At 71.3% G+C, this 21,379-nt stretch carries 20 protein-coding genes and 3 pseudogenes; 10 read left to right on the forward strand and 13 right to left on the reverse strand.

Features of this window, described 5'->3' with window-relative positions; translation table 11 throughout:
* The 3 genes from VT52_RS17045 to VT52_RS17055 all read left to right on the forward strand — a co-directional run.
* The coding region (locus VT52_RS17045) for a YgaP family membrane protein (protein WP_143070878.1) at positions 1–217 on the forward strand (217 nt) is incomplete at its 5' end.
* Between the two features lie 120 nt (positions 218–337).
* On the forward strand, positions 338–625 hold the full coding sequence (locus VT52_RS17050; RefSeq protein ID WP_046427135.1) for a metal-sensitive transcriptional regulator: 288 nt from the start codon (positions 338–340) through the stop codon (positions 623–625).
* Positions 626–809: 184 nt separating this feature from the next.
* Positions 810–3,386, forward strand: coding sequence for an ATP-dependent Clp protease ATP-binding subunit (locus VT52_RS17055; protein ID WP_046427133.1), 2,577 nt, complete (start codon positions 810–812; stop codon positions 3,384–3,386).
* Between the two features lie 77 nt (positions 3,387–3,463).
* Here VT52_RS17055 and ggt read toward each other — a convergent pair whose 3' ends face one another.
* Positions 3,464–5,278: a gamma-glutamyltransferase gene (gene ggt / locus VT52_RS17060; protein ID WP_046427131.1), complete on the reverse strand. Its 1,815-nt coding sequence runs from the start codon at positions 5,276–5,278 to the stop codon at positions 3,464–3,466.
* Positions 5,279–5,438: 160 nt separating this feature from the next.
* Here ggt and VT52_RS17065 point away from each other — a divergent pair, with 160 nt between their 5' ends.
* The gene (locus VT52_RS17065; RefSeq protein WP_046427129.1) at positions 5,439–6,179 is read left to right on the forward strand and encodes a hypothetical protein; all 741 of its coding nucleotides are present in this window, start codon (positions 5,439–5,441) and stop codon (positions 6,177–6,179) included.
* Positions 6,180–6,780: 601 nt separating this feature from the next.
* On the opposite strand, the gene VT52_RS17070 is transcribed toward VT52_RS17065, so the two are convergent.
* From VT52_RS17070 to VT52_RS17090, 6 genes and pseudogenes are all read right to left on the reverse strand, one after another.
* Positions 6,781–7,194, reverse strand: coding sequence for a DUF6278 family protein (locus VT52_RS17070; protein ID WP_046427127.1), 414 nt, complete (start codon positions 7,192–7,194; stop codon positions 6,781–6,783).
* A 15-nt stretch (positions 7,195–7,209) separates the two neighbouring features.
* Positions 7,210–7,989, reverse strand: coding sequence for an exodeoxyribonuclease III (locus tag VT52_RS17075; protein WP_046427125.1), 780 nt, complete (start codon positions 7,987–7,989; stop codon positions 7,210–7,212).
* Between the two features lie 45 nt (positions 7,990–8,034).
* Complete coding sequence (locus VT52_RS17080) at positions 8,035–8,670, reverse strand: MBL fold metallo-hydrolase (RefSeq protein WP_046427123.1); 636 nt, start codon at positions 8,668–8,670, stop codon at positions 8,035–8,037.
* 110 nt (positions 8,671–8,780) lie between these two features.
* On the reverse strand, positions 8,781–10,073 hold the full coding sequence (gene pcaDC / locus VT52_RS17085; RefSeq protein ID WP_046427151.1) for a bifunctional 3-oxoadipate enol-lactonase/4-carboxymuconolactone decarboxylase PcaDC: 1,293 nt from the start codon (positions 10,071–10,073) through the stop codon (positions 8,781–8,783).
* Positions 10,074–10,232: 159 nt separating this feature from the next.
* Positions 10,233–10,349 (reverse strand): annotated as a pseudogene (locus tag VT52_RS38440) (universal stress protein); the annotation flags it as partial.
* 262 nt (positions 10,350–10,611) lie between these two features.
* Positions 10,612–11,277 carry a cation:proton antiporter gene (locus tag VT52_RS17090; protein ID WP_240509779.1) on the reverse strand — a complete coding sequence of 222 codons (666 nt, stop codon included), beginning with the start codon at positions 11,275–11,277 and terminating at the stop codon, positions 10,612–10,614.
* Between the two features lie 90 nt (positions 11,278–11,367).
* Here VT52_RS17090 and VT52_RS35715 point away from each other — a divergent pair.
* The 5 genes and pseudogenes from VT52_RS35715 to VT52_RS17110 form a co-directional block, all read left to right on the forward strand.
* Positions 11,368–11,586 (forward strand): annotated as a pseudogene (locus tag VT52_RS35715) (universal stress protein); the annotation flags it as partial.
* A gap of 45 nt (positions 11,587–11,631) precedes the next feature.
* Positions 11,632–11,967, forward strand: a complete 336-nt coding sequence (locus VT52_RS17095) for a cation transporting ATPase C-terminal domain-containing protein (RefSeq protein ID WP_338059191.1) — start codon at positions 11,632–11,634, stop codon at positions 11,965–11,967.
* A 109-nt stretch (positions 11,968–12,076) separates the two neighbouring features.
* Positions 12,077–12,925 carry a DMT family transporter gene (locus tag VT52_RS17100; protein WP_046427148.1) on the forward strand — a complete coding sequence of 283 codons (849 nt, stop codon included), beginning with the start codon at positions 12,077–12,079 and terminating at the stop codon, positions 12,923–12,925.
* Positions 12,926–13,242: 317 nt separating this feature from the next.
* The gene (locus tag VT52_RS17105; protein ID WP_046427118.1) at positions 13,243–14,121 is read left to right on the forward strand and encodes a universal stress protein; all 879 of its coding nucleotides are present in this window, start codon (positions 13,243–13,245) and stop codon (positions 14,119–14,121) included.
* 324 nt (positions 14,122–14,445) lie between these two features.
* On the forward strand, positions 14,446–14,856 hold the full coding sequence (locus tag VT52_RS17110; RefSeq protein ID WP_046427116.1) for an Hsp20/alpha crystallin family protein: 411 nt from the start codon (positions 14,446–14,448) through the stop codon (positions 14,854–14,856).
* A gap of 919 nt (positions 14,857–15,775) precedes the next feature.
* Here the strand turns inward: VT52_RS17110 and VT52_RS17115 are convergent.
* The 6 genes and pseudogenes from VT52_RS17115 to VT52_RS17135 all read right to left on the reverse strand — a co-directional run bounded on the left by VT52_RS17115 (position 15,776) and on the right by VT52_RS17135 (position 20,915).
* Complete coding sequence (locus VT52_RS17115) at positions 15,776–16,738, reverse strand: hypothetical protein (RefSeq protein ID WP_046427115.1); 963 nt, start codon at positions 16,736–16,738, stop codon at positions 15,776–15,778.
* Positions 16,735–17,310 carry a cytochrome b N-terminal domain-containing protein gene (locus VT52_RS17120; RefSeq protein WP_206306541.1) on the reverse strand — a complete coding sequence of 192 codons (576 nt, stop codon included), beginning with the start codon at positions 17,308–17,310 and terminating at the stop codon, positions 16,735–16,737. The genes VT52_RS17115 and VT52_RS17120 overlap by 4 nt, the downstream gene beginning before the upstream one ends.
* Positions 17,311–17,417: 107 nt before the next feature.
* The gene (locus VT52_RS37575; protein ID WP_143070879.1) at positions 17,418–17,606 is read right to left on the reverse strand and encodes a hypothetical protein; all 189 of its coding nucleotides are present in this window, start codon (positions 17,604–17,606) and stop codon (positions 17,418–17,420) included.
* 376 nt (positions 17,607–17,982) lie between these two features.
* Positions 17,983–18,308, reverse strand: a pseudogene (locus VT52_RS35720) (transposase); the annotation flags it as partial.
* Positions 18,309–18,607: 299 nt separating this feature from the next.
* Positions 18,608–19,018, reverse strand: coding sequence for a DUF302 domain-containing protein (locus VT52_RS17125; protein ID WP_046427111.1), 411 nt, complete (start codon positions 19,016–19,018; stop codon positions 18,608–18,610).
* A 757-nt stretch (positions 19,019–19,775) separates the two neighbouring features.
* A complete protein-coding gene (locus tag VT52_RS17135; RefSeq protein WP_046427108.1) occupies positions 19,776–20,915 on the reverse strand; it encodes a cation diffusion facilitator family transporter in 1,140 nt (379 codons plus the stop codon).
* A 73-nt stretch (positions 20,916–20,988) separates the two neighbouring features.
* Here VT52_RS17135 and VT52_RS17140 point away from each other — a divergent pair, with 73 nt between their 5' ends.
* Entirely contained in the window at positions 20,989–21,345 is a 357-nt protein-coding gene (locus tag VT52_RS17140) for a metalloregulator ArsR/SmtB family transcription factor (RefSeq protein ID WP_046427106.1), read from the forward strand.
* Positions 21,346–21,379 lie beyond the last annotated feature (34 nt).

Raw genomic sequence — 21,379 nt, forward strand, 5'->3', positions numbered from 1 at the left:
CCGCCTCACCGCCGGCTCCCTCGTGCTGCTCGGCCTCGCCCTCGGCGAGGCCGTCCACCCCGCCTTCAGGCTGCTGTCCGCGGGCATCGCGGGCGGCCTGGTGTTCTCCGCCGTCACCAACACCTGCGGCATGGCCGCCATGCTCGGCAAACTGCCCCACAACCGGCCCCGCAAAGCCGACCTGGACGCCACGCTGGCCCGCCTGCGCAGCCTCTGATCCGTACGGTGTCCCGTGTGCCGGGACGCACGGGACACCGTACGCATCCGTCTCGGCGGCCGACACCGACCCCGAACCGGGACGTACAGTACCCCTAGGGGTATTTCTTGAGGAGTGAGCGTGGAACTGGATCTCGAGGGCGCGTCCCTGAAGGCCGTGCTGAACCGGCTGCGGCGTGCGCAGGGCCAGATCTCCGGGGTGATCCGGATGATCGAGGAGGGCCGGGACTGCGAGGACGTGGTCACTCAGCTGGCCGCCGCCTCGCGGGCGCTGGACCGCGCCGGATTCGCGATCATCGCCACCGGTCTGCAGAAATGCGTGATCGACATGGAGGACGCGCACAGGAACGGCGAGGACACCGAGCAGATGCGCGCCCGCCTGGAGAAGCTCTTCCTGTCCCTGGCGTAGCTCCTGCTGTCCCCCGCTGAGGGCGGAAGGGGCGCCGAACCGGTGGGGCCCCCGGAGAGGCGTCGGACCGCCGGGCGGAGCCTGCCCACCGCATGCCCGCCCCCACACTTCATGCCATCGTGGGCATGAGCAGCCCCACCCCGGTTATCCGGCGGAGCCACCGTCAGCGAAGGAACGCATCGCCATGACCAACGGCTACCCTCCTGACCCCTTCGGTGAATTCCTCGCCCGCTTCTTCAGCGGTGCCGCCGGCGGTACCGGCGGCGCCGCCGGGCCGCGGCACATCGACATCGGCCGGCTGCTCAGCCAGCCGGCGCGGGAGCTGGTCAAGGGGGCGGCGCAGTACGCGGCCGAGCACGGCAGCCGGGACCTGGACACCGAGCATCTGCTGCGCGCGGCCGTCTCCGCCGAGCCCACACGGAGCCTGCTGACCCGGGCCGGGGCCGATCCGGACTCGCTGGCCACGGAGATCGACAACCGGGCGGGACCGGTGCAGCACCCGCCGGGCGAGGTGCCCCCGCCGACCTCGCTGTCCCTGACCCCCGCGGTGAAGCGGGCCCTGCTGGACGCGCACGACATGGCCCGCTCCAGTGGCGCGGGGTACATCGGCCCGGAGCACGTGCTCAGCGCGCTCGCCTCGAACCCGGACTCCGCGGCCGGTCACATCCTGCACGCGGCCCGCTTCCCGGCGAGCGGACTGCCGCCGGAGGCGCCGGAGGTTACCGGCCAGGTCCGCGTGGAGCGGCAGCGGCAGCGGCCCACCGGCACGCCCACCCTGGACAAGTACGGCCGTGATCTGACCGCGCTGGCCCGGGAGGACCGGATCGACCCGGTGATCGGCCGGGACACCGAGATCGAACAGACCATCGAGGTGCTGTCCCGGCGCGGCAAGAACAACCCCGTGCTGATCGGCGAGGCGGGCGTGGGCAAGACGGCCATCGTGGAGGGCCTCGCACAGCGGATCGCCGACGGGGACGTCCCGGACCAGCTGGCCGGACGGCGGGTGGTCGCCCTCGACCTGACCGGGGTGGTGGCCGGCACCCGCTACCGGGGCGACTTCGAGGAGCGCCTGAACAACATCGTCGAGGAGATCCGCGCCAACTCCGACCGGCTGATCGTGTTCATCGACGAGCTGCACACCGTCGTCGGCGCGGGATCCGGTGGCGAGGGCGGCTCGCTGGACGCCGGCAACATCCTCAAGCCCGCGCTGGCCCGGGGCGAGCTGCACATCGTCGGCGCGACCACGCTGGAGGAGTTCCGCCGGATCGAGAAGGACGCGGCGCTGGCCCGCCGTTTCCAGCCGGTCCTGGTGCCCGAGCCGACCGTCCAGGACGCCATCGAGATCCTGCGCGGACTGCGCGACCGCTACGAGGCCCACCACCAGGTCCGCTACACCGACGAGGCGCTCGTGGCCGCCGTGGAGCTGTCCGACCGGTATCTCACCGACCGGCGGCTGCCGGACAAGGCGATCGACCTGATCGACCAGGCCGGCGCCCGGGTCCGGCTGGGCGCCCGCACCAAGGGCACCGATGTGCGCGCGATGGAGCGCGAGATGGACCAGCTGGTCCGGGACAAGGACCAGGCGGTCGCCGACGAGGACTACGAGCAGGCGAAGCAGCTGCGCGACCGGATCGCCGAGCTGAAGGGGCTGATCGCCGAGGCGTCCGGGGACGAGCGGGCCGACGAGGGGCAGCTGGAGGTGAGCGCGGAGTCCGTCGCCGAGGTGGTCTCGCGGCAGACCGGCATCCCGGTCAGCCGGCTCACCCAGGAGGAGAAGGAACGGCTGCTCGGTCTGGAGGCACACCTGCACCAGCGCGTGGTCGGCCAGGAGGAGGCCGTCGCCGTGGTCGCCGAGGCGGTGCTGCGCTCGCGCGCCGGGCTGGCGAGCCCCTCCCGCCCGATCGGCAGCTTCCTCTTCCTCGGCCCGACCGGTGTCGGCAAGACGGAGCTGGCCCGCGCGCTCGCCGAGGCGCTGTTCGGCAGCGAGGAGCGCATGGTCCGCCTCGACATGAGCGAGTACCAGGAGCGGCACACCGTCTCCCGGCTGGTCGGTGCCCCACCCGGCTACGTCGGTCACGAGGAGGCCGGCCAGCTCACCGAGGTGGTGCGTCGGCACCCCTATTCGCTGCTGCTGCTGGACGAGGTGGAGAAGGCGCACCCGGACGTCTTCAACATCCTGCTCCAGGTGCTGGACGACGGCCGGCTCACCGACTCCCAGGGACGCACGGTGGACTTCACCAACACGGTCATCGTGATGACCAGCAACCTCGGCTCCGAGGCGATCACCCGGCGCGGCGCGGGCATCGGCTTCGGACCGGGCGGCGCGGAGGCCGACGAGGAGGCACGGCGGGAGCGGATCATGCGGCCGCTGCGCGAGCACTTCCGGCCCGAGTTCCTCAACCGCATCGACGAGATCGTGGTCTTCCGGCAGCTCACCGGCGAGCAACTGCGCCAGATCACCGACCTGTTGCTGGAGAGCACCCGGCGGCTGCTGGACGGGCAGGGCGTCGCGGTCCGGTTCACGGACGCGGCGGTCGACTGGATCGCCGAGCGCGGTTACCAACCGGAGTACGGCGCACGCCCGTTGCGCCGCACCATCCAGCGCGAGGTGGACAACCGGCTGTCGCGGCTGCTGCTGAACGGCACGATCACCGAGGGCGGCCGGGTCACCGTGGACGTCAAGGGCGGGCGGCTGGACTTCCGCACGCCCGAGCCGCCGGCGGCCGCGGCGGAACCCGAGCAGGCCCCGCCCGCCGGATGAGACCCGTGCGCGAGGGTGCCGGGGGCGAGCCGCCCCCGGCACCCTCGCGGACGCCGTCCGTACGGCGCCTCAGGGGCCTAAGGGGTCGGGGCCGCCGGGTCCACCACCATCGCCGAGCCCCCGCCGCGTCGTACCTTCTCGGCCGCGGCCAGCCACTCGCCGTTCGGCAGCCGCTGCACCCCGGTGGCGGCACCGATCTCCGGGTTGAGGGTGAAGTGGTGGCCGATGGCCTCCAGTTGCCGTCTCGACGAGCTGTCGTACAGGGCGGGTTCGAGTTCCGTCCGGGCCGCGTTGCGCTGGCTGGCGCGGGGCGCCGCGATGGCGTCGACCAGCGGCAGACGCCGGTCGAGGAACTCCGTCAGGGTCTGGAGCACGGTGGTGATGATGCTCGCGCCGCCGGGCGAACCCAGCGCCACCACGGGCCGGTTGCCGCCGTCGAGGACGATGGTCGGCGAGATCGAGGAGCGCGGCCGCTTGCCCGGACCGGGCAGGTTGGGGTCGGGCACGGACGGGCTCGCCGGGGTGAAGGAGAAGTCCGTCAGCTCGTTGTTGAGCAGGAAGCCCCGGCCGGGGACGGTCATCGCGCTGCCGCCGGTCTGCTCGATGGTGAGGGTGTACGAGACGACGTCGCCCCACTTGTCGGCCACGGTGAGATGAGTGGTGTTCCGGCCCTCGTACGTCGTCGGCGCCGCCTTGCCGCCCTTGGCGCAGGACACGGGGTGGTACGGGTCGCCCGGGGCGAGCGGGCTGCCGAGGACCGCGTCGTCCTTGATCAGGCAGGCCCGCGAGTCGGCGAACCGCTGCGAGAGCAACTGGCGGGTGGGGACCTTCTCATAAGCGGGGTCGCCGACCCAGCGGCCGCGGTCGGCGAAGGCGATCCGGCTGGCCTCGATGTAGTGGTGCAGGTATTGCGTCTCGCTCATCTTCGACAGGTCGAAGCCCTCCAGGATGTTGAGCGCCTCGCCGACCGTGGTGCCGCCCGAGGAGGACGGGGCGATGGAGTAGACGTATCGACCGCGGTACGACGTCCTGGTGGGTGCCTGGAGCTTGGCCCGGTAGACGGCGAGGTCCTTCTCGGCGAGCTTGCCGGGGCGGGCGTTCCAGCCGGAGGCCGGGTCGACGGGCGGGTGCTCGACGGTCCGGACGATGTCGTCGCCTATGTCGCCGTGATAGATCGCCCCCATGCCCTTCTTCGCCAATTCCTTGTAGGTCTTGGCGAGTTCGGGGTTCTTGAAGGTCGAGCCGACGACGGGCAGCCGGCCGCCGGGCAGGAACAGCTTCGCCGTGTCGGGGAAATAGCGGAACCGGGTCTCGTTGCCGGCGGTCTGCGAGCGGAAGGTGTCGTCCACGGTGAAGCCGTCGCGGGCGAGCCGCTCGGCCGGCTTCAGGACGCTGCCGAGCTTCTCGCTGCCCCACTGGTCGAGGGCCGTCTGCCAGGTGGCGGGGGTGCCGGGGGTGCCGACGCTGAGTCCGCTGGTGACGGCGTCGGCGAAGGAGAGCGGTGCGCCGTTCTCCACGAAGAGGCCGGAGTCGGCGCTCCGGGGCGCCGTCTCACGGCCGTCGATGGTGTGGACCGTGCGCGTCCTCGCGTCGTAGTAGACGAAGTAGCCGCCTCCGCCGAGGCCGGACGAGTAGGGCTCGGTGACACCGAGCGCGGCGGCGGTGGCGACGGCGGCGTCCACCGCGTTGCCGCCGTGCTTGAGGATTTCGATGCCGGCGGCGGTGGCGTCCTTGTCGACGCTGGCGACGGCGCCGCCGTAGCCCACGGCCACCGGTTGCTTGCCGACCGGCTCGCTCGCCTTCGGGGCGGGCGGCGCCGCGGCCCCCACCGTCACCACGGCGGCCGAGACCACCGTCAGAACCGCCAGTCTCCGCGTGCCTGGACGACCCATCCGTACCTCCCGTCGGGACAGTCAGCGCAGCGTAACCAGATTGTCACACTAGCGACAGTACGCCTCGGCCGCTCGCCGCAGGACCGCGGTTCGAACGCCGGTACGCCCAGGGCGCCCTGGCCCGGCAGGCTCCGAAAGAGAGGCGCTAGCATGCGCGGCCATGAACGACGACGTGCGCAACATCGTCCTGGGCCTGGTGGCGACCGGCATCTCCGCCTCCTTGGGCTGGCTGGCCCGCACCTGTCTGTGGCGCCGCAGACTCCGGCGCGAGCAGACCTTCTTCGGGCTGCCGGAGCACGCCGAGGCGCTGCTCGTCGTCAACCGGGACCCCGCCGCGACCGAACCCGCGGTGCACCGCTACGACGTGTTCGCGCTGCTGGAACTGTCGGCGCTCATCAAGGAGTGCGGGGCGCACGCCGAGGTGGCCACCCAGGACACGGTCCGCCAGGGCTTCGGCGAGCGCACCGAGTTCTGTGTGGGCGGTCCGGCCTCGAACCGCCGTACGGCCGCGCACCTGTCGGCGCTGCTGCCGGGGCTGCGGATCACCACCGATCCCGAACCGGTCGCCGAGCGGGGCAAGTTCCGTATCGGCGGGGAGCAGTACCCGATGGAACGAGGCGTGTCGGAGTACGTGCTGCTCGCGCGGGTGACCACCGAGGAACGGGCCCGCCCGGTGTTCCTGTTCTGCGGCCAGAGCGCGATCACCAACCAGGCCGCGACCCGCTACCTGGCCCGCCATCACGAACGGCTGGCCCGCAAGTACGGCGGCGGCACGTTCGTGCTCCTGCTGAAGGTCCTCAACTCGCACGCCTACGGGCCCGACGTGGTGGAGCTGGTGGCGGACGTGACGCGGGCGGCGCGCAGTCCGCTGCCGGAGCCCGAGCCCGCGGGGTCCGCGTGAGGCGCGGCCGGGGCGGTGACGGACCGTCGAGCGCAACTCGTCCGGCGCAGCTGACCTTCTCCTCGCCCGTGCGAGCAGTGATCTCCGGCTGCCGCCGGACGAGCCTGGCCCGTGTGAACTGCCGCCCCTCTCACGGTGCGGGGGCCATGGGGTCCCCGCCCTGCGGCAGTGTCTCCATCCCGGTGCGGCGGGGCTTGATCACCTCACCACGGGGCGGAACGCACCATCGTAGTCGAGACGTCGGGGGCCGGGGTTCCCGGCATGGCGGTAGGGCCCGCGGGCAGTCGCCGGGGCCGGCTGCGGAACGCGTCCGCGCACCCCGGTAACGGGTGGGCCGCGAAGCCGGGTGACGGACGGGGATTGACGGGGCGCCGGGTGAACCGGCCGGTGCGCGTTGCCTGGTACGCCTTCTTCCAGTCGCCGTTCCTCGGTTCGATCAACGGATCGACGGCCATACGCAGCCCTACTCCACTCTCCGCTGGGTGGTGGTTGCCGCAAACTATCCAGCCGCGCCGAGGAGTCGGGGGCGACACGCACCTTTCCGGCATTAGCCGTATTTAAGGCCGTGTTGAGGGGAGAGCGCGCCCGGGGGTGCGGGGGCTCAGACCTCGGCGATCTCCGCGTACAGCTGGGACAGCTCGGGCACGCCGGTCGCGGCCCACTGGCGCCCGGCGTCCACCACCTCCACCTCGCGGCCGGAGGCGAGGCGCAGGACGGGCTCGCCGCCGGCGCCGATCCGCCAGGCGGCGCCGGGCACGGTGCGCACCGCGACGGTGCCCAGGTACAGCCCGGCGTCATGGCCGAGCCAGGGCAGCGTCTCGGCGTCGTCGCGCCAGCGCGGGACCATCTGGTCCAGGGCCTCCAGGGAGGCCGGGGTGTCGTCCAGACGGACGCCGCCCCGGGCCGCCTGGGCACGCAGCAGATCGCACTCGGACAGCAGCGCGGCCACCGACTCGGGGTCGGCGGGCAGCACGGGGTGCTTCTTGTGCCGTGGGCCCAGGAACGGAAGGTTCATGGACCCAGCGTGGCATCACACGTCGAGGTCGACCACCACGGGCGCGTGATCGGACGCGCCCTTGCCCTTGCGCTCCTCACGGTCGACGTACGCGTCCTTGACGGCCTTGGCGAAGGGCGCGTTGCCGTACACCAGGTCGATGCGCATGCCGCGGTTCTTGGGGAAGCAGAGCTGGCGGTAGTCCCAGTAGGTGAACGGGTGGTCGTACTTGAGCGGGCGCGGGACGATGTCGTCGAGGCCGGCCCCGCGCAGGGCGGTGAGGGCGGCGCGCTCGGCGGGGGTGACATGGGTGGCGCCCTCGAAGGCGGCCCGGTCGTAGACGTCGTCGTCGGTCGGCGCCACGTTGTAGTCGCCGAGGACGGCGAAGGGGCGGCTGCCCCGGGCGTCGCCGAGCACAGCGGCGCGCAGGGCCTCGAACCACTGGAGCTTGTACGCGTAGTGCGGGTGGTCGACCTCGCGGCCGTTGGGCACGTACACCGACCACACGCGGACGGGGCCGCAGGTGGCGGAGATGGCGCGGGGCTCGGTCACGCCCTCGTACCCGGGGTCGCCGGGCAGTCCCCTGACGACGTCCGCCAGGCCGACACGGGAGAGCACCGCCACGCCGTTCCACCGGCCGGTGGCGTGCACCGCGGCCTCGTAGCCCAGCTCGCGCAGCGGCTCGACGGGGAACTGCTCCTCGGCGACCTTGGCCTCCTGGAGGCAGAGCACGTCGGTGCCGCTGCTCTCCAGCCAGGCCAGCAGGCGCGGGAGGCGGGCGGTGATCGAGTTCACGTTCCAGGTCGCGATGCGCATGTCTCACAACCTACCTGGCGGGTACGACAACCCGGCCCGCCCGCCTCACAGCCGGGCCGAGGTCCCCGGGGCGAGCCGGTGGTGGTCGGTGCCGCCGAGGGCGCCGATCTGGTGGTCGTAGATCGGCCGGGCCAGGTCGGTGAGCAGGGCGTCGTGGATGTCGTAGGCGCGCCGCGGGCGCACCTCGCGCACGTAGTCGATCACTTCGGCGATCTTGTTCCAGGGGGCCATGACCGGGAGCATCAGCGTCTCCACGGGCCGGTCCGGGACCGTGAGCGCGTCGCCGGGGTGGAAGATCTTCCCGCCGTCGAGGAGGTACCCGACGTTGGTGATGCGCGGGATGTCCGGGTGGATCACGGCGTGCAGCTCGCCGTGCACCTGTACGTCGAAGCCGGCGGCGGTGAACGTGTCGCCGTGCCCGACGGTGTGCACGCGGCCCGGGAACGCCGGGGCGATCCGCTCCGCGACGGAGCGCAGCGTCCAGATCCGCGCGGCCGGGTCGGCCTCCATCGCCGCCCGCAGCCGGGACTCGTCGAAGTGGTCCGCGTGCTCGTGCGTCACGAGGATCGCGTTCGCCCCGAGCGCGGCGTCCTCCTCGCTGAACCTCCCGGGGTCGATGACGAGCACCTGCCCGTCCTTCTCCACCCGGACACAGGCGTGCGACTTCTTGGTGAGCTTCATGCCTCACCATCCTGCCCGAGGGGGCGGGTGGACGCCCGGAGGCGGGCTGCCGGGCGTCCGCGGAGCGGGTGCCGCCCCTAAGGGGCGTCCCCGTCCTCGGGCAGGAGATCTCACTCCGCCGGGGTCGTCTCCTCCTGGATGATCCGCTGGGCCACCTTGAAGGCGCTGGTGGCGGCGGGCAGGCCGCAGTAGAGGGAGGTGTGCAGGAGGATCTCGCGGATCTCGTCGGGGGTGAGTCCGTTGCGCAGGGCGGCGCGGGTGTGGGAGGCGAGTTCGTCCAGGTGACCGCCGGCGATCAGCGCGGTGAGCGTGACGCAGCTGCGGGTGCGGCGGTCCAGGCCCGGCCGGTCCCAGATCTCGCCCCAGGCGTAGCGCGTGACGAACTCCTGGAAGTCCCCGGAGAACCGGTCCGCCCCGGCCAGCTCCTGGTCGACGCGCGCGTCCCCGAGCACCTCCCGCCGGATCTTGAGCCCGGTCTCGTACCGGTCGGCCCGGTCCGCGGGCGGCGCCGCCGCGGCCGGCGGGGCGATCTCCGCGACCGGGGCCACGGCCTGCGGCGGCACCATCGGCGGCGGCGTGACCTGCGCGCCCGGCAGGGCGATCTGGCCGGTTTCGTACGGCTGCCGCCAGGTCGTGGAGAAGTGGTGGACCAGCAGATCGGTGACGGCGGCCGGCTGCTCGACCGGTACGAGGTGGGAGGCGCCGGGCACGACCGCGAGCCGGGCGTCCGGGATGCCCGCGACCAGCGTGCGGGCCTCGGCCGGGCCGGTGACCTGGTCCTCGGAGCCGACCAGGACCAGCGTCGGCGCCGCGACGCGGCCCAGCTCGGCCCGCACGTCGAAGGCGGCGAGGGTCTCGCAGGAGGCGATGTAGCAGCCGGGGTCCGTGGTGCGCACCATCTGCACCGCCCACTCGGTGATCGCGGGCTGCGCCGCCGAGAACCCGCTGGTGAACCAGCGGTCCGGCGAGCTCCGGGCGATGGGGTCCAGGCCGTTGGTGCGTACGACCACTCCGCGCTGGCGGAACTCGTCGGCCGTCCCGAACCGGGGCGAGGCCGCGACCAGCGCCAGCGAGGCCAGCCGCTCGGGGTGGCGCAGCGCCAGCTCGATGCCGATCGCACCGCCCAGCGCACAGCCCGCGTACCCGAAGCGCTGCACACCGAGCGAGTCCAGGGTCGCCAGCAACCGGGTGCTCAGCTCGCCCACGGAACCGGCCGGATGAGCGGGCGCCCCGCCGTGGCCGGGCAGATCGAACCGGAAGATCCTCCACTGCTTGGCCAGCTCCGGGACCTGCCGGTCCCACATGTGCCAGGTGGTGCCCAGTGAGGGAGCCAGGATCAGGACCGGGGCCTCTTCCGGCCCGTCGAGGCGGTATTGCAGGGTGTTCGGTGGTGTCTCGCTCACGCCCAAGACCCTCTCACGTCTCACGAAATCTCACACGGCCAGGTGAACCCGGCGGCTCGTGACCTCGCGGCGCGGCACGCTCGGCACTGCCGAGACCCTCATGGGTCCACGTACGGGTCCCAAGGATCGGCATGACGCACCTGAAAACCTTCCGGGATTCACCGAACCGCCGATCAGTTTCGCCTGGTCCACTGCCCAGCGGAGCGCTGCTTTCGACGATTCGGAACCGTCGACGCCCACCACGATCCGGGGAGCGGATGTTGCCATGTTGTTCATCACGCACCTACCGGGTCATGCTTGTTCGCTTCCCTCCCACCTTCCCCGCCGGAGCGGGAGGCCACCACTTCGGCCGGGTGCGGGTGTGTGCGGAACGAGTTGGCGTCTGAAGACGGTCGGCGGTGAGCCGTACCGACGGCGCGGTCAGTACGGAGCCGCGGTGGACGGGGGCCATCGGCACAGAGGTGCTCCTGAGCGGGGTACCGCGCTGGGCGCCGTAGGCAGGTCCCGCGACGGCACTGGCTTCCTCTCGTTCCTGCCCTCAGTGCCCCGTCGCCTCCTGCCCCGGGGGAGGCGAGCCGACAGGACGTGCGCCTGCGAGGCGGGTGAGCACGGGTGCGGCCACGGCGAGCACGATGACGTAGGCGGCTGCCAGCGCTCCGATCCGGTCCTGGCCCATCCCGGCCAGGCCGATGATGACGACCGAGAACTCGCCGCGTGCGATGAGCGCGGTCCCGGCACGCAGCCGGCCTGCGCGCCGCGCGCCCTCGCGCCTCGCGGCATACCAGCCCGACGCCAGTTTCGTCACGGCGGTGACCAGGGCCAGCAACAGGGCGACGGGGAGCACGGGGAGCAGCGTGCTCAGGCTGACGGACAAACCGATGGCGAGAAAGAACACCGCGGCGAACAGGTCTCGCAGGGGGCCCCGCACCTCCCGCGCCCGGTCGGCCGCCTCGCCGGTGAGGGACAGCCCGACAAGGAAGGCACCGACCGCTGCGGAGACGTGGACGGCCTCGGCCAGCGCGGCGACGATCAGCGTCACACCGAGCACTCGCAGCAGCAGCTGCTCGGGTTCAGGATGCGACAGCAGACGCCCCAGGTGGTGCCCCCACCAGTATGACGCGGCGAGCGTGGCCAGCACCGAACCGAGGGCGAGCAGTACTCCCAGCAGCGCGTGAGTTTCACTGTGGGTGTTCGATCGGGGCAAGTGCAGCGGGCAATCGGGCGAGGGTCCGCCTGCGGCGACTGGCGCGGTACCGTCGTGCCGTACAGTCACCGCCCCGGCTCGCCGCCGCTCCGGACGGCCGAGGTGGCCACTGCTCGCCTACGCCGCCGTCGGCCGGCCCGCGAGGATCGTTTCCTGATCGGGGCGAGTGCGAGGGCCGGACTGCTTGTCGTCGGTGCCCGGGGGCGCGGCGGGTTCACCGGCCTGCTTCTCGGCTCGGTCAGTCAGGCGGTCCTGCATCACGCGCACTGTCCGGTCGCGGTGGTGCGAGGTTCCGGTGACCGGCGATGAGGCTGCCGGGGTGCCCGGGCAGACCTCCGGCCCCGCTCCTGGTGGCTGTTCACCCGGGAACGCGGCATGGGCGCGAGCCTGCCCGAGGCACGCGCCGCAGCGGTGAACCTGTTCGTCACCGTCGAAGCGTTCTACCTCTTCAGCTGCCGCTCCCTGACCCACTCGGCATGGCACCTCGGCCCGTTCAGCAACCGGTGGGTCACCAGCGGCATCCTCACCCAGGCGGCCGGACAACTCGCCCTCACCTACCTCCCGGCCATGAACCACCTCTTCCACACCACCGCGATCACCGGCCCGGCATGGCTGCGCGTCCTCGGCATCGCCGCCCTCACCGCACTCGTCGTCGCCGCGGACAAACGCCTGCGCCGTCCACCGATGTGACCAGCCGACCTGGCCCTCGCGCGTTCTGGTCGCAGCGTACGGGGCGCTCGCCCGGAAGGGCCGCTCCCACTGGTGTGCGGCTTCACCGGCCGGCCAGCATCCTGTGGTCATGGCCCTCGCCGTTGCCGTACCGGCCGCGCTCCTGGCCGCCTGCTGTTTCGCCGTGGCGGCCGTGCTGCAGCAGGAGGCCGCAGCGACCATGCCCGAGAGAGAGTCCCTCCGGCCCCAGCTGATCTGGGCTCTGGCCCACCGGCCGCTGTGGCTGGCCGGCATCGCCCTGTCGGCCCTCTCCTTCGTCATCCAGGGCGCGGCCCTCGCTTTCGGCCCCCTCGTGCTCGTGCTGCCGTTGGCCTCGACAGACCTTCTCTTCGCCCTGCCGCTCATCGCCCGGCGGCGCCGCAGGCGCCTCACCCGGTGGGACGTGACGGGAGCGGTGTGCACCGCCGGCGGCGTGGCCGCCTTCCTGGCCGTGCTGCCCTACTCCGCGAGTGAGACCCGGCCCGGCATAGGAAACTGGCTGCCGCTCCTGGCGGTCATCGCGGCCTGCGTCACTGTGCTGGTACCCGCCGGGCTCCGGACCTCCGGCCGGGTGCGCGCGGCCGTGTACGCGGCGGCTGCCGGGCTCCTCTTCGCCCTCCTGGACGCGCTGACGAAGAGCACGGCAGGTCTGTTCCGCGACCGGGGCCTGGCCGCTCTGGTGCACTGGGAGCCGTACGCGCTGATGGTCGTCGGCGGAGCGGGGCTGCTGCTGGCGCAAAGCTCGTTCCAAGCGGGATCACTGGCGGTCAGTCTTCCCCTCATCGACACCATCGAGCCGATCGGCGCCGTGCTGATCGGTGCCGCCGTCCTCCACGAACGCCTGGCCACGTCCGGCTACCTCGCCATCCAGATCCTCGGCGCGGCTCTGGCCGTCACCGGCATCGTCATCCTGGACCGGTCGCCGCTGGTGCGCACATGAACCTGGCCGCACCAGCAGGCGACGCACCGCGCCGACGCACGCTCCGGTCATCCGGCCCGTCCCGGACGCATGTCCGCGAAACCCGAAGCAGCTGACCGCCCCACCACGACCGCCTGCGAAGCCCCGGTGCCCCATCTGGTCCCTTCGACGCCGTCGAAGGGCGCCAGCGACAAGACCGGCCTCGCGCAGACGTGCGAAGCGACGACCGCTCTGTCGACGAGCCCTACTGCCCGATGCGCCGCGTGGCATGTTGGCAGAGGCTGGGAGGGAGGCCCGACAGGGCGGCGGCAACGGCCGTTCGACAAGGAGGCGCTGCAATGGCTGAACCGGTCGTAGTGGGAGTCGACGGCTCGCCGTCCAGTCTCGAAGCGGTCGGGGCGGCGGCACGCGAGGCCGCACTGCGCGGGACCGGGCTGCGGCTGGTGCACGCCTTCGGGTGGCCCTCGATCCGCCCACCGCCCGGTGTGCCGCCCTGGACCCCTGCCGCGGCGGGGGTGCGCGAGTTGGTGGACGGCACGCTAGTCAAGGCCGAACAGCGGGCCCGTGAGGTTACGCCGCACCTGGAGATCACCCGCGAGGTCACCGTCGGCGAGCCGCTGATGGTTCTGGAGATAGAGTCGCGCACCGCCTGTCTCGTCGTGGTGGGCAGCCGCGGCCTGGGCGCGTTCGGCAGCCTGCTGCTCGGCTCCACCGCCGTGCATCTGGCCGCCCATGGCCGCTGTCCGGTCCTCGTGGTACGGGGCGGGCCGAACCCGACCGGTCCCGTGCTGCTGGCCGTGGACGGCTCACCGGCAGGCGAGAAGGCCGTCGAGTTCGCCTTCGCCGAGGCAGCCATGCGCAATGCGGGCCTGCTCGCCCTGCACGTGTGGAACACCTGGAGCGAACGGGCCTACGAAGGGCCCGGCGACCCGTTGAACGTGGTGGTCGACATCGAGCGGCTGCGTGCGGCGGAGCAGCAACTGCTGGACGAGACCCTGTCCCCGTGGCAGACCCGCTATCCCCAGGTCGCTGTGGAGCGGCGCCTGGTGCGCTCACGGATCCGCACGGCCCTGATCGACGCGAGCCACGACGCGCAGCTGGTCGTGGCCGGCGCTCGCGGACGCGGTGGCTTCACCGGCCTGCTGCTCGGCTCGGTCAGCCAGGCCCTGCTGCATCACGCACACTGCCCCGTCGCCGTGGTCCGGGGCGAGGAGTGACAAGGATTCCCGCGCCGGGACACGGTGACACAGCCGACCTGAGGAGCCGCCACGGTGATGGCCAGCGCGTGGCAGGCGTGGTCGCGGTTGTCATGCAGTCCTCGACCGCGCACTCGTTCACGACAGGCGTTTCCATGGGAAAGACCGCTGATCTGTTCCTACAGTTCCTGTTGGTGTTTCTTGGCGACCTCGTCCGGGTCGGGGTCGATCGGCACGGGCGGCTGGGCGGGTACGGCATGCTCCAGGCATTTCTTCGTTCGCTGCCACGGAGACCCGCAGCATGGAAGGAGCCCGAACGCCGTCGTTTCGCGGCGGTGAACCGCGATGACCCTGCCCGTGCACCACCGGCCTGGTCGGCTCCTGGAACGGCCGTTCCCTGCCCTGAGCTGGGGTGAGCCGCTCACCGCCGAGTTCGACGACCTCTTCGAACGGATGAACCGGTTCCTGCAGGCCACCGGTACCGCACCCGCCGTCGGGGCCTGGTCGCCCCTGGCTGACCTGCACGAGACGGATGACGCCTACGCGGTCGAGGCGGAGTTGCCCGGAATCAAGCGCGAGGACATCGACGTCGAGGTCAGCGAGCGGGAACTGTTCATCACCGGGGACTACAAGGAATGCGGGCATGAAGGCGTCCTGCGCCACAGCACAGCGACGCTGGCCGACGGGGTGCTGACCGTCACCGTCCCCAAGGCCCAGGCGGCCAAGCCGCACCACATCGAAATCACCCAAGCCTGAGGCAGCAGTAGCAGTGGCGTCGAGGCGCCCGGCCCCACCGCCTGAAAACAGGACTACCCGCTTTCAGGGAATCCCGGCGGCACCGGGCTGCGACGGGGCCGACGGGACCCCATCCATACGGTCCGCACCTCACGCACCGCGGATGCCCGGCCCGGCGGGAGGCCCGCTGCCGACGCAGACACCCGGCATTCCATGACTGGTATCTACGCACTGGTCCGTCCCGACGGCCATCTGGAGTTCCGCGATGGTGTCCCGTGGCAGATGCTGAGGGATTCAGACCCACAGCACGGGGCCCCGGCCGCCTTCACCATCCAGCGTGCCGCATGGGGCGGAAACGGCCTGCAGGCTACAAGAAAGCCGCCAACAGTCCGTAGCCATGCGGGAGCACGTCGGTACAGGGTGCGGAAAGGCCGAACGGCAGGGCTGGCCACCGTCCTCGTCGGCGCCCTGCTGTTACGGCAGCTTGGAGGGGGTCGAACGCGCCGGGCGCCGGGCGGGGAGCGTGACGGCCCCCACCCGACGCCCGGTCTGTTGTTTGTCACCGGTCAACGGCAGGCGTCGAGCCCGAGTCCTGGGCACGCCTCGGCTCGACGTTCAGCCTCGGCACGGCACGCTGCATGCGGCGTTGGACCGGGGCTGGGCAGAGCCAGCAACGTGTCCGCCGGGGGTTTCGCAACGTCGCGACATCCTTGCGACCGTGCCCCGCCGGCAGCCGCACGAAAGCCATCCCGCCCGGCCCCGACGGCCCTCCCGGCTCGAAGAACAAGCACGGGACCAGCACCACGGCGTCGGCAAGCGGGTGCGGGCCGCGCCATCGAACTGGTCACCTGCTGCTTGTTCTGCTGGTGGTTTGTTGCGAGGGCGGATCGTGATCAAGTGTGTTCCTGGCCCATGGTTGTGGGGTTGCGCGCTCGTATCGTCAATGACGCCGTGCCGTGCGGTGCGAGCGGTAGTAGTCGCGCCAGACGAGGCGGTAGACGCCGCTCCACCGTGGGATCGATCTGACGCCTGGGATGAACGGCACCAGGACGAACGCGAGAGTGAACAGCGCCATAAGGCCCCAGACCAGGGCGTCGGCATTGCCCGAGCTGCTGAATGGTTCGATCTGGTACCACAGCGTGTACAGCCAGAGCCAGGGCTGGCCTGGGTAGTTGCCGGTCTCGTTCATCATTCCCCACTGGTCACCGGCCAGGTGCCGGGCCCGGGCCTGGTCTTCGAGGTACGAGCCGTCCCCCAGGAACAACAGCGGTTTGGTGTAGTCCGTCTGGTAGAAATGTCCGGCAGCTACCAGTTCGCCGTCGAGTGCCCCCGCCCTCGCGAGTTCCAGCAGGCGTGAGATCAACACTGGGACGGGTCCGTAGTCACCGGGCGGTAACCGGGCTGCATCCCCTCCGGGGGCCTTGCCGAGCGCGTCAGCGTAGGCGGTAGCCCATTGCTGTTGGCGTCGGGCGGGCGCAGTACGCCATGCGGCCAGGGCGCCGGAGACAGAAGCAGCCTTCGGCGCGGCGGTGAGCGGGCGGAGCACGAAGTCGCGTGCCGTGTTGATCGGGATGGTCACCCCGGCCGCGCGTTGGAGGCTCATCGGCCCGATCTTCTGTCCGGCACCGGGAGTGTTGTTATACGGGGGCCCGTACTGCGCGGTGCCACTGGTACCGGCCAGTTCAGCGGCGGCGGTGGCGGTGAAGTCGCTGGGCGCGATCCTCGCCCAGCGAGCCAGGGTGACAGGGGTCTCGTCGGGTGAGGAGAAGACCGCCGCGAGCCCGACCGTCAACACAACGGTCGCCAGCAGCGCGATGGTGAACTCCTTGACCAGGTCGTACGGCCGCTTGGGGAAGGCGCCGGAGTCGGGCACCGGATCACGCCGGGGCTTTCGTCCTCTCACGCGGGCTCCTGCGATCCGCCGGCGCCGGGCACGGCTTCGGCCGTGGCAGCTCCGATGGGCGGCACCACGCCGCGCAGCCGCACCAGCAGCATGTGCCACACCGCGAGGACAACCACGGCCAAGGGCAGCAACACGATGTGCCACATGAACATCTGGCCGAAGTCCAGCACGTTGAACCAGGCACCGACGCCCACCGAGTTCAGGCCGTCCTTCGCCTGGTCCGCGATCCACTGCGAGTCGAAGTTCTGCTGCACCAGGTATCCGGTGAAGGCGGCGCCGATCGAGGCGAGGAAGACAACGGCCCCGGTGATCCAGGTCAGTGCCCGCCGACCGCGCCAGGCGGCCATGAAGAACTTGCCCCACAGGTGGACGACCATGGCGAACATGAACAGTTCGACACTCCACAAGTGAAGGCTGTTGATGTACCTGCCGACGTCGGAGACGTGCCACCACGTAGGGCCGAAGAGCGCCAGAACACATCCGGTGGAGACGACGACCACCAGGCTGGACAGGGTGAGGACCCCGAACACGTAGATCCAGGAGGCCACGTACTCCGGCTGGGTGGTGGGCAACAGCTTGTCCGGGGGCAAGGCACGCAAGGCGCGCCGCTGCACGGCGCCGGTCCACCCTCCCCCAAAGACGCTGTCCGAGCCGCTGGGCCGGCCTTCCGGCGCGCCGCTCATCGGCGCTGCCGACCGCGGGGGAAGGGCAGGAGCAGCGCCAACATGAAAACAATCAGCATCAGGACGATGAACACGGCATTCGCCGCCGAAATCTGCAGCACACCCCAGTGGATGTAGTACCCGGTGCCGCCCAGATCCACGGGCGCCGCCAGCACGCGTCCCGGATGCATCGGTCCGTCTGTCATCGCAGCCACCACTCCTTCCCGGTGCCATCGCCCTACCGAGTACTACCAGTGGAGTCGGGTCCACGCCCGCTGCGGCTCCGCCATCTGACACAGACTGCACCTCTTTCACAGGGAATATCGCGATATCCAGCGGTGAGGCCGTGTTCTCGCCGGCCCGAGGCTGGGACAGCGCCACCGGTACTCACGCGTGAGGTGGAAACGCCAGTGGGACCGACGTCGGTCACGTCCGCTGAAGTGGTGTATCGACGGCCACTCGGTGATCTCGTCTTCGAGGCAATGCGGTGAGTTCGGTGGGCAGGGCGGTCGGTTTCTGACTCGATCGGGTGGAGTCGGGCCTTGGCGAGGAGTTCGCGGCCCATGTAGCGGCGGGCTCCGGTACGCCGGACAGGCCGCGGGCGATCAGGGAGCGCAGGAAGGCGAGCCAGCCGGCGCCGTCCTCGGCGGTGGCGACGTCCAGGCCGAGGATCTCGCGGTGGCCGTCGGCGTTGACGCCGACCGCGATCAGAGCGTGGACGTTGATGATGCGGCCGCCCTCGCGGATCTTCTGGGTGAGCGCGTCGACCCGGACGAACGAGTACGGGCCGGCGTCCAGGGCCGGTTGCGGAAGGCTGCGACCTGCTCGTCCAGGTGCTTGGCCATCGCGCTGACCTGGGACTTCGACAACTGCGTCACCCCGAGGGACTCGGCGAGCTTTTCGACTTGGTCTCGGGTGCCGTCCCTACGTGAACGTGCGCAGCCGCAGGCTGTTCGTCACCACGAACACGTGATGGCCTCGTGGCCCCACCGACATCATCGCGTCATGCCGGCCCGAAGCCGGCATACCGGAGGGTGCCAGGGCATGCATCTCCAGCACTCCCGCCACCAGGGCCAGGAGCAGTCACGTCCAGCGCACAGAGCTCGCCCCGGAGCCGGGGCGAGCTCCGGACGTCATGAAGTCATCGTGTGAGGGTCGATCGACCTGAAGCTGACGAACCCTCCGCCGGGTGGCTCATCCCCCATCGTCAGGGTCGCCCTTCCGCAACGGTCCCCGTGAGGGAGGCGAGTGCGGCGTCGAGGCGGCGGGTGGCCTCATCGGCGACCGGCCGGAGCGCGTCGAGTCCGCTCAGGGCCACCATCGTCTGCGGGTCGAGGGCCTGTACGACGGTGTGGTCGCCGTCGGCGCGGACGACCACGTTGCACGGCAACAGCAGGCCGATGGTGCGGTCTGCCTCCAGAGCCTGATGGGCGAGTGGCGGGTTGCAGGCGCCGAGAATGACGTAGTCCTCCATGTCCTGGTCGAGTTTCGCCTTGAGGGTGGCGGTGACGTCGATCTCGGTGAGGATGCCGAAACCCTGCTCACCGAGGGCCTCGCGAACCCGCGTGAGGGCCGTGGCGAAGTCGGTGTCGAGGTACACCGTGCGGTCGTAGCTCATGGATCGGCCTTTCCTGTCGGCTCGCCTGGCGCTGACGGGTGTCCATCCGCAGGCCAGGCATGCGTCAGCTGTTCGTCAGGGGCCTCCCACACGGGCTTCCGGCCTACCCGGGACCTCTTGAGAGCATCACCCGGAAGGCGGACCACGGACCACGCATCCCTCTGCCTGCGAAGGCGCAGGCCTGCCCGGCGGGCTGGGAAAACAGCTTGATCCGGGCCATGGCCGACCGGTTTCCAGCGTCGGGACAGGAGCGGTTCGCATTGCGACGCACGTCGGCACGGCGCTTTCATCGCCCCGAGCCGGATCCCCCTCACGCGGTCATGACGCCGTCTGCCACGCCGACGATGCCGGTCCCGCCCACAACGCCCCACGGAAGTGTCAAAGCCGGTGCGGGTGGCGGCATCACGAGCCCGGCAACCGTGCCAGTCCGGCGGCTGGGCGGGAAGGTCTCCCCGACCCTGCCCGCCTTCGTCCAGGCCCTGGTCCTGCAGGCCGGTACCTGGAGCCGCTGCTGTACGGGCGGATCGGCCGGGACCGGGCGCCGGACGATCGAGCCGGAGGACCTGGCCCACATCTCGCCGTACCCGACCGAGCACATCAACCGGTTCGGCGAATTCCACGCACGAACCCGGCATCCAGCCCGGACCGTACGACCCGAAGCTGGACGTCGACTTCACCCCGCTGCGCGAGCAGGACCTGGCCGCGACGGGTTTCGGCACGGCCGCCTGAACCAGGCCCCGCCCGACCGCCCGACCGCTCAGGCCGCGCTGTGGTGCGCGAGGGCGGCGTGCGGATCGGCGCCGTGCGGCAGGTGGTCGGTGTGGACGGTGACGGCGGTCAGCCGGGGCACGGCGTGGATGAGGGCGTGCTCTGCGGCGACTGCCACCTCGTGGGCGGCGACGACGGTCAGGTGGGGATCGACCACGATGTCGGCCTCGGCGCGTAGGGCGTGCCCGATCCAGCGCATGCGGACCTGGCCGACGCCGAGGACACCGTCGACGTCGCGCAGCGAGGTCTCGGCGGCATCGACCAGCTTCGGGTCGACCGAGTCCATCAGGCGCCGGTAGACCTCGCGAGCGGCGTCCTTGAGCACCATGAGGATCGCGGCGGTGATCAGCAGGCCGACGACCGGGTCGGCCCAGCGCCAGCCGAGCGCGGCGCCACCGGCACCGAGGAGGACGGCCAGGGAGGTGAAGCCGTCGGTACGAGCGTGCAGGCCGTCGGCGACCAGCGCGGCGGAGCCGATCCTGCGGCCGGTGCGGATGCGGTAACGGGCCACCCACTCGTTGCCGATGAAGCCGACCGCGGCGGCGATGGCCACCGCCCACAGGTGCGTGATGCCGCGGGGGCTGAGCAACCGGTCGACCGCTTCGTAGGCGGCCAGCGCGGAGGAAGCGGTGATCGTGAGCACGATGGCGATGCCGGCCAGGTCCTCGGCCCGGCCATACCCGTAGGTATAGCGGCGGTTCGCAGCCCGGCGGCCGAGGACGAACGCGATACCGAGAGGGACGGCGGTCAGCGCGTCGGCCGCGTTGTGGATGGTGTCGCCCAGCAGCGCCACAGAGCCGGATATCGCCACGATCACCGCCTGGATCACCGTGGTCGCCCCGAGGATGCCCAGGCAAAGCCAGACGGTGCGCATCCCCTCGCGGGAGGTCTCCATCGCGGAGTCGACCTTGTCCATCGCCTCATGGCTGTGCGGAGTGACCAGGTGGGCGAGTTGGTGGCGCGTCCGCGCCCACCGCCCGCCTCCGTGAGGATGGTCGTGCCCGTGGCCGTGGTCACCGTGCTGGTGCCCATGATCGCGGGCGGTCGCGCCGGGCCCTTGGTCGCGGTGGCTGTCGGCGTGCGAGTGCGGATGTCCGTGCGGCTCGTGGCTGTGGGGCTGCTCGCTCACGGGGGGCACCTTTCACGGCGGCGGGCTGGTGGTGGATGTGGACTTCAGTACTGTCGAACCCCATTATGTGCGTATGAACGCACGCATGCATCTACCAGGTGCGCACGACTCGCACCAGCCGGCGGAGGGTGAACGCATCGCTGTGGCGGTGGAGGTTCTCGGTCTGCTCGCCGACCGCACGCGTCTGGCCCTGCTGCGGCGGCTCGGCGAGGGAGAGGCCGATGTCACGACCCTGACCGCAGCGACCGGTGCGACGCGGACCTCGGTCAGCCAGCATCTGGCCCGGCTGCGCCTGTCCGGGCTCGTCACCACGCGCAAGGAGGGGCGCCGGGTCGTCTACGGCCTGCGCCACGGACACCTGCGCCGTCTGGTTGATGAGGCGCTGAACGTCGCCGACCACCAGATCGGCCACCTGCCGCCCCACGACTGACGCCCCACTTCGCAGGGGATACCGGCCGGTGACG

It is taken from the genome of Streptomyces malaysiense, from assembly GCF_000980885.2.
Lineage (GTDB): Bacteria > Actinomycetota > Actinomycetes > Streptomycetales > Streptomycetaceae > Streptomyces > Streptomyces malaysiense.

Bases quoted from the DNA above. Each gene is read 5' to 3' on its own strand.
- VT52_RS17055 (WP_046427133.1), top strand. From the start codon at position 810: ATGACCAACGGCTACCCTCCTGACCCCTTCGGTGAATTCCTCGCCCGC.
- ggt (WP_046427131.1), bottom strand. From the start codon at position 5,278: ATGGGTCGTCCAGGCACGCGGAGACTGGCGGTTCTGACGGTGGTCTCG.
- VT52_RS17065 (WP_046427129.1), top strand. From the start codon at position 5,439: ATGAACGACGACGTGCGCAACATCGTCCTGGGCCTGGTGGCGACCGGC.
- VT52_RS17070 (WP_046427127.1), bottom strand. From the start codon at position 7,194: ATGAACCTTCCGTTCCTGGGCCCACGGCACAAGAAGCACCCCGTGCTG.
- VT52_RS17075 (WP_046427125.1), bottom strand. From the start codon at position 7,989: ATGCGCATCGCGACCTGGAACGTGAACTCGATCACCGCCCGCCTCCCG.
- VT52_RS17080 (WP_046427123.1), bottom strand. From the start codon at position 8,670: ATGAAGCTCACCAAGAAGTCGCACGCCTGTGTCCGGGTGGAGAAGGAC.
- VT52_RS17100 (WP_046427148.1), top strand. From the start codon at position 12,077: ATGGCCCTCGCCGTTGCCGTACCGGCCGCGCTCCTGGCCGCCTGCTGT.
- VT52_RS17105 (WP_046427118.1), top strand. From the start codon at position 13,243: ATGGCTGAACCGGTCGTAGTGGGAGTCGACGGCTCGCCGTCCAGTCTC.
- VT52_RS17110 (WP_046427116.1), top strand. From the start codon at position 14,446: ATGACCCTGCCCGTGCACCACCGGCCTGGTCGGCTCCTGGAACGGCCG.
- VT52_RS37575 (WP_143070879.1), bottom strand. From the start codon at position 17,606: ATGACAGACGGACCGATGCATCCGGGACGCGTGCTGGCGGCGCCCGTG.
- VT52_RS17125 (WP_046427111.1), bottom strand. From the start codon at position 19,018: ATGAGCTACGACCGCACGGTGTACCTCGACACCGACTTCGCCACGGCC.
- VT52_RS17140 (WP_046427106.1), top strand. From the start codon at position 20,989: ATGAACGCACGCATGCATCTACCAGGTGCGCACGACTCGCACCAGCCG.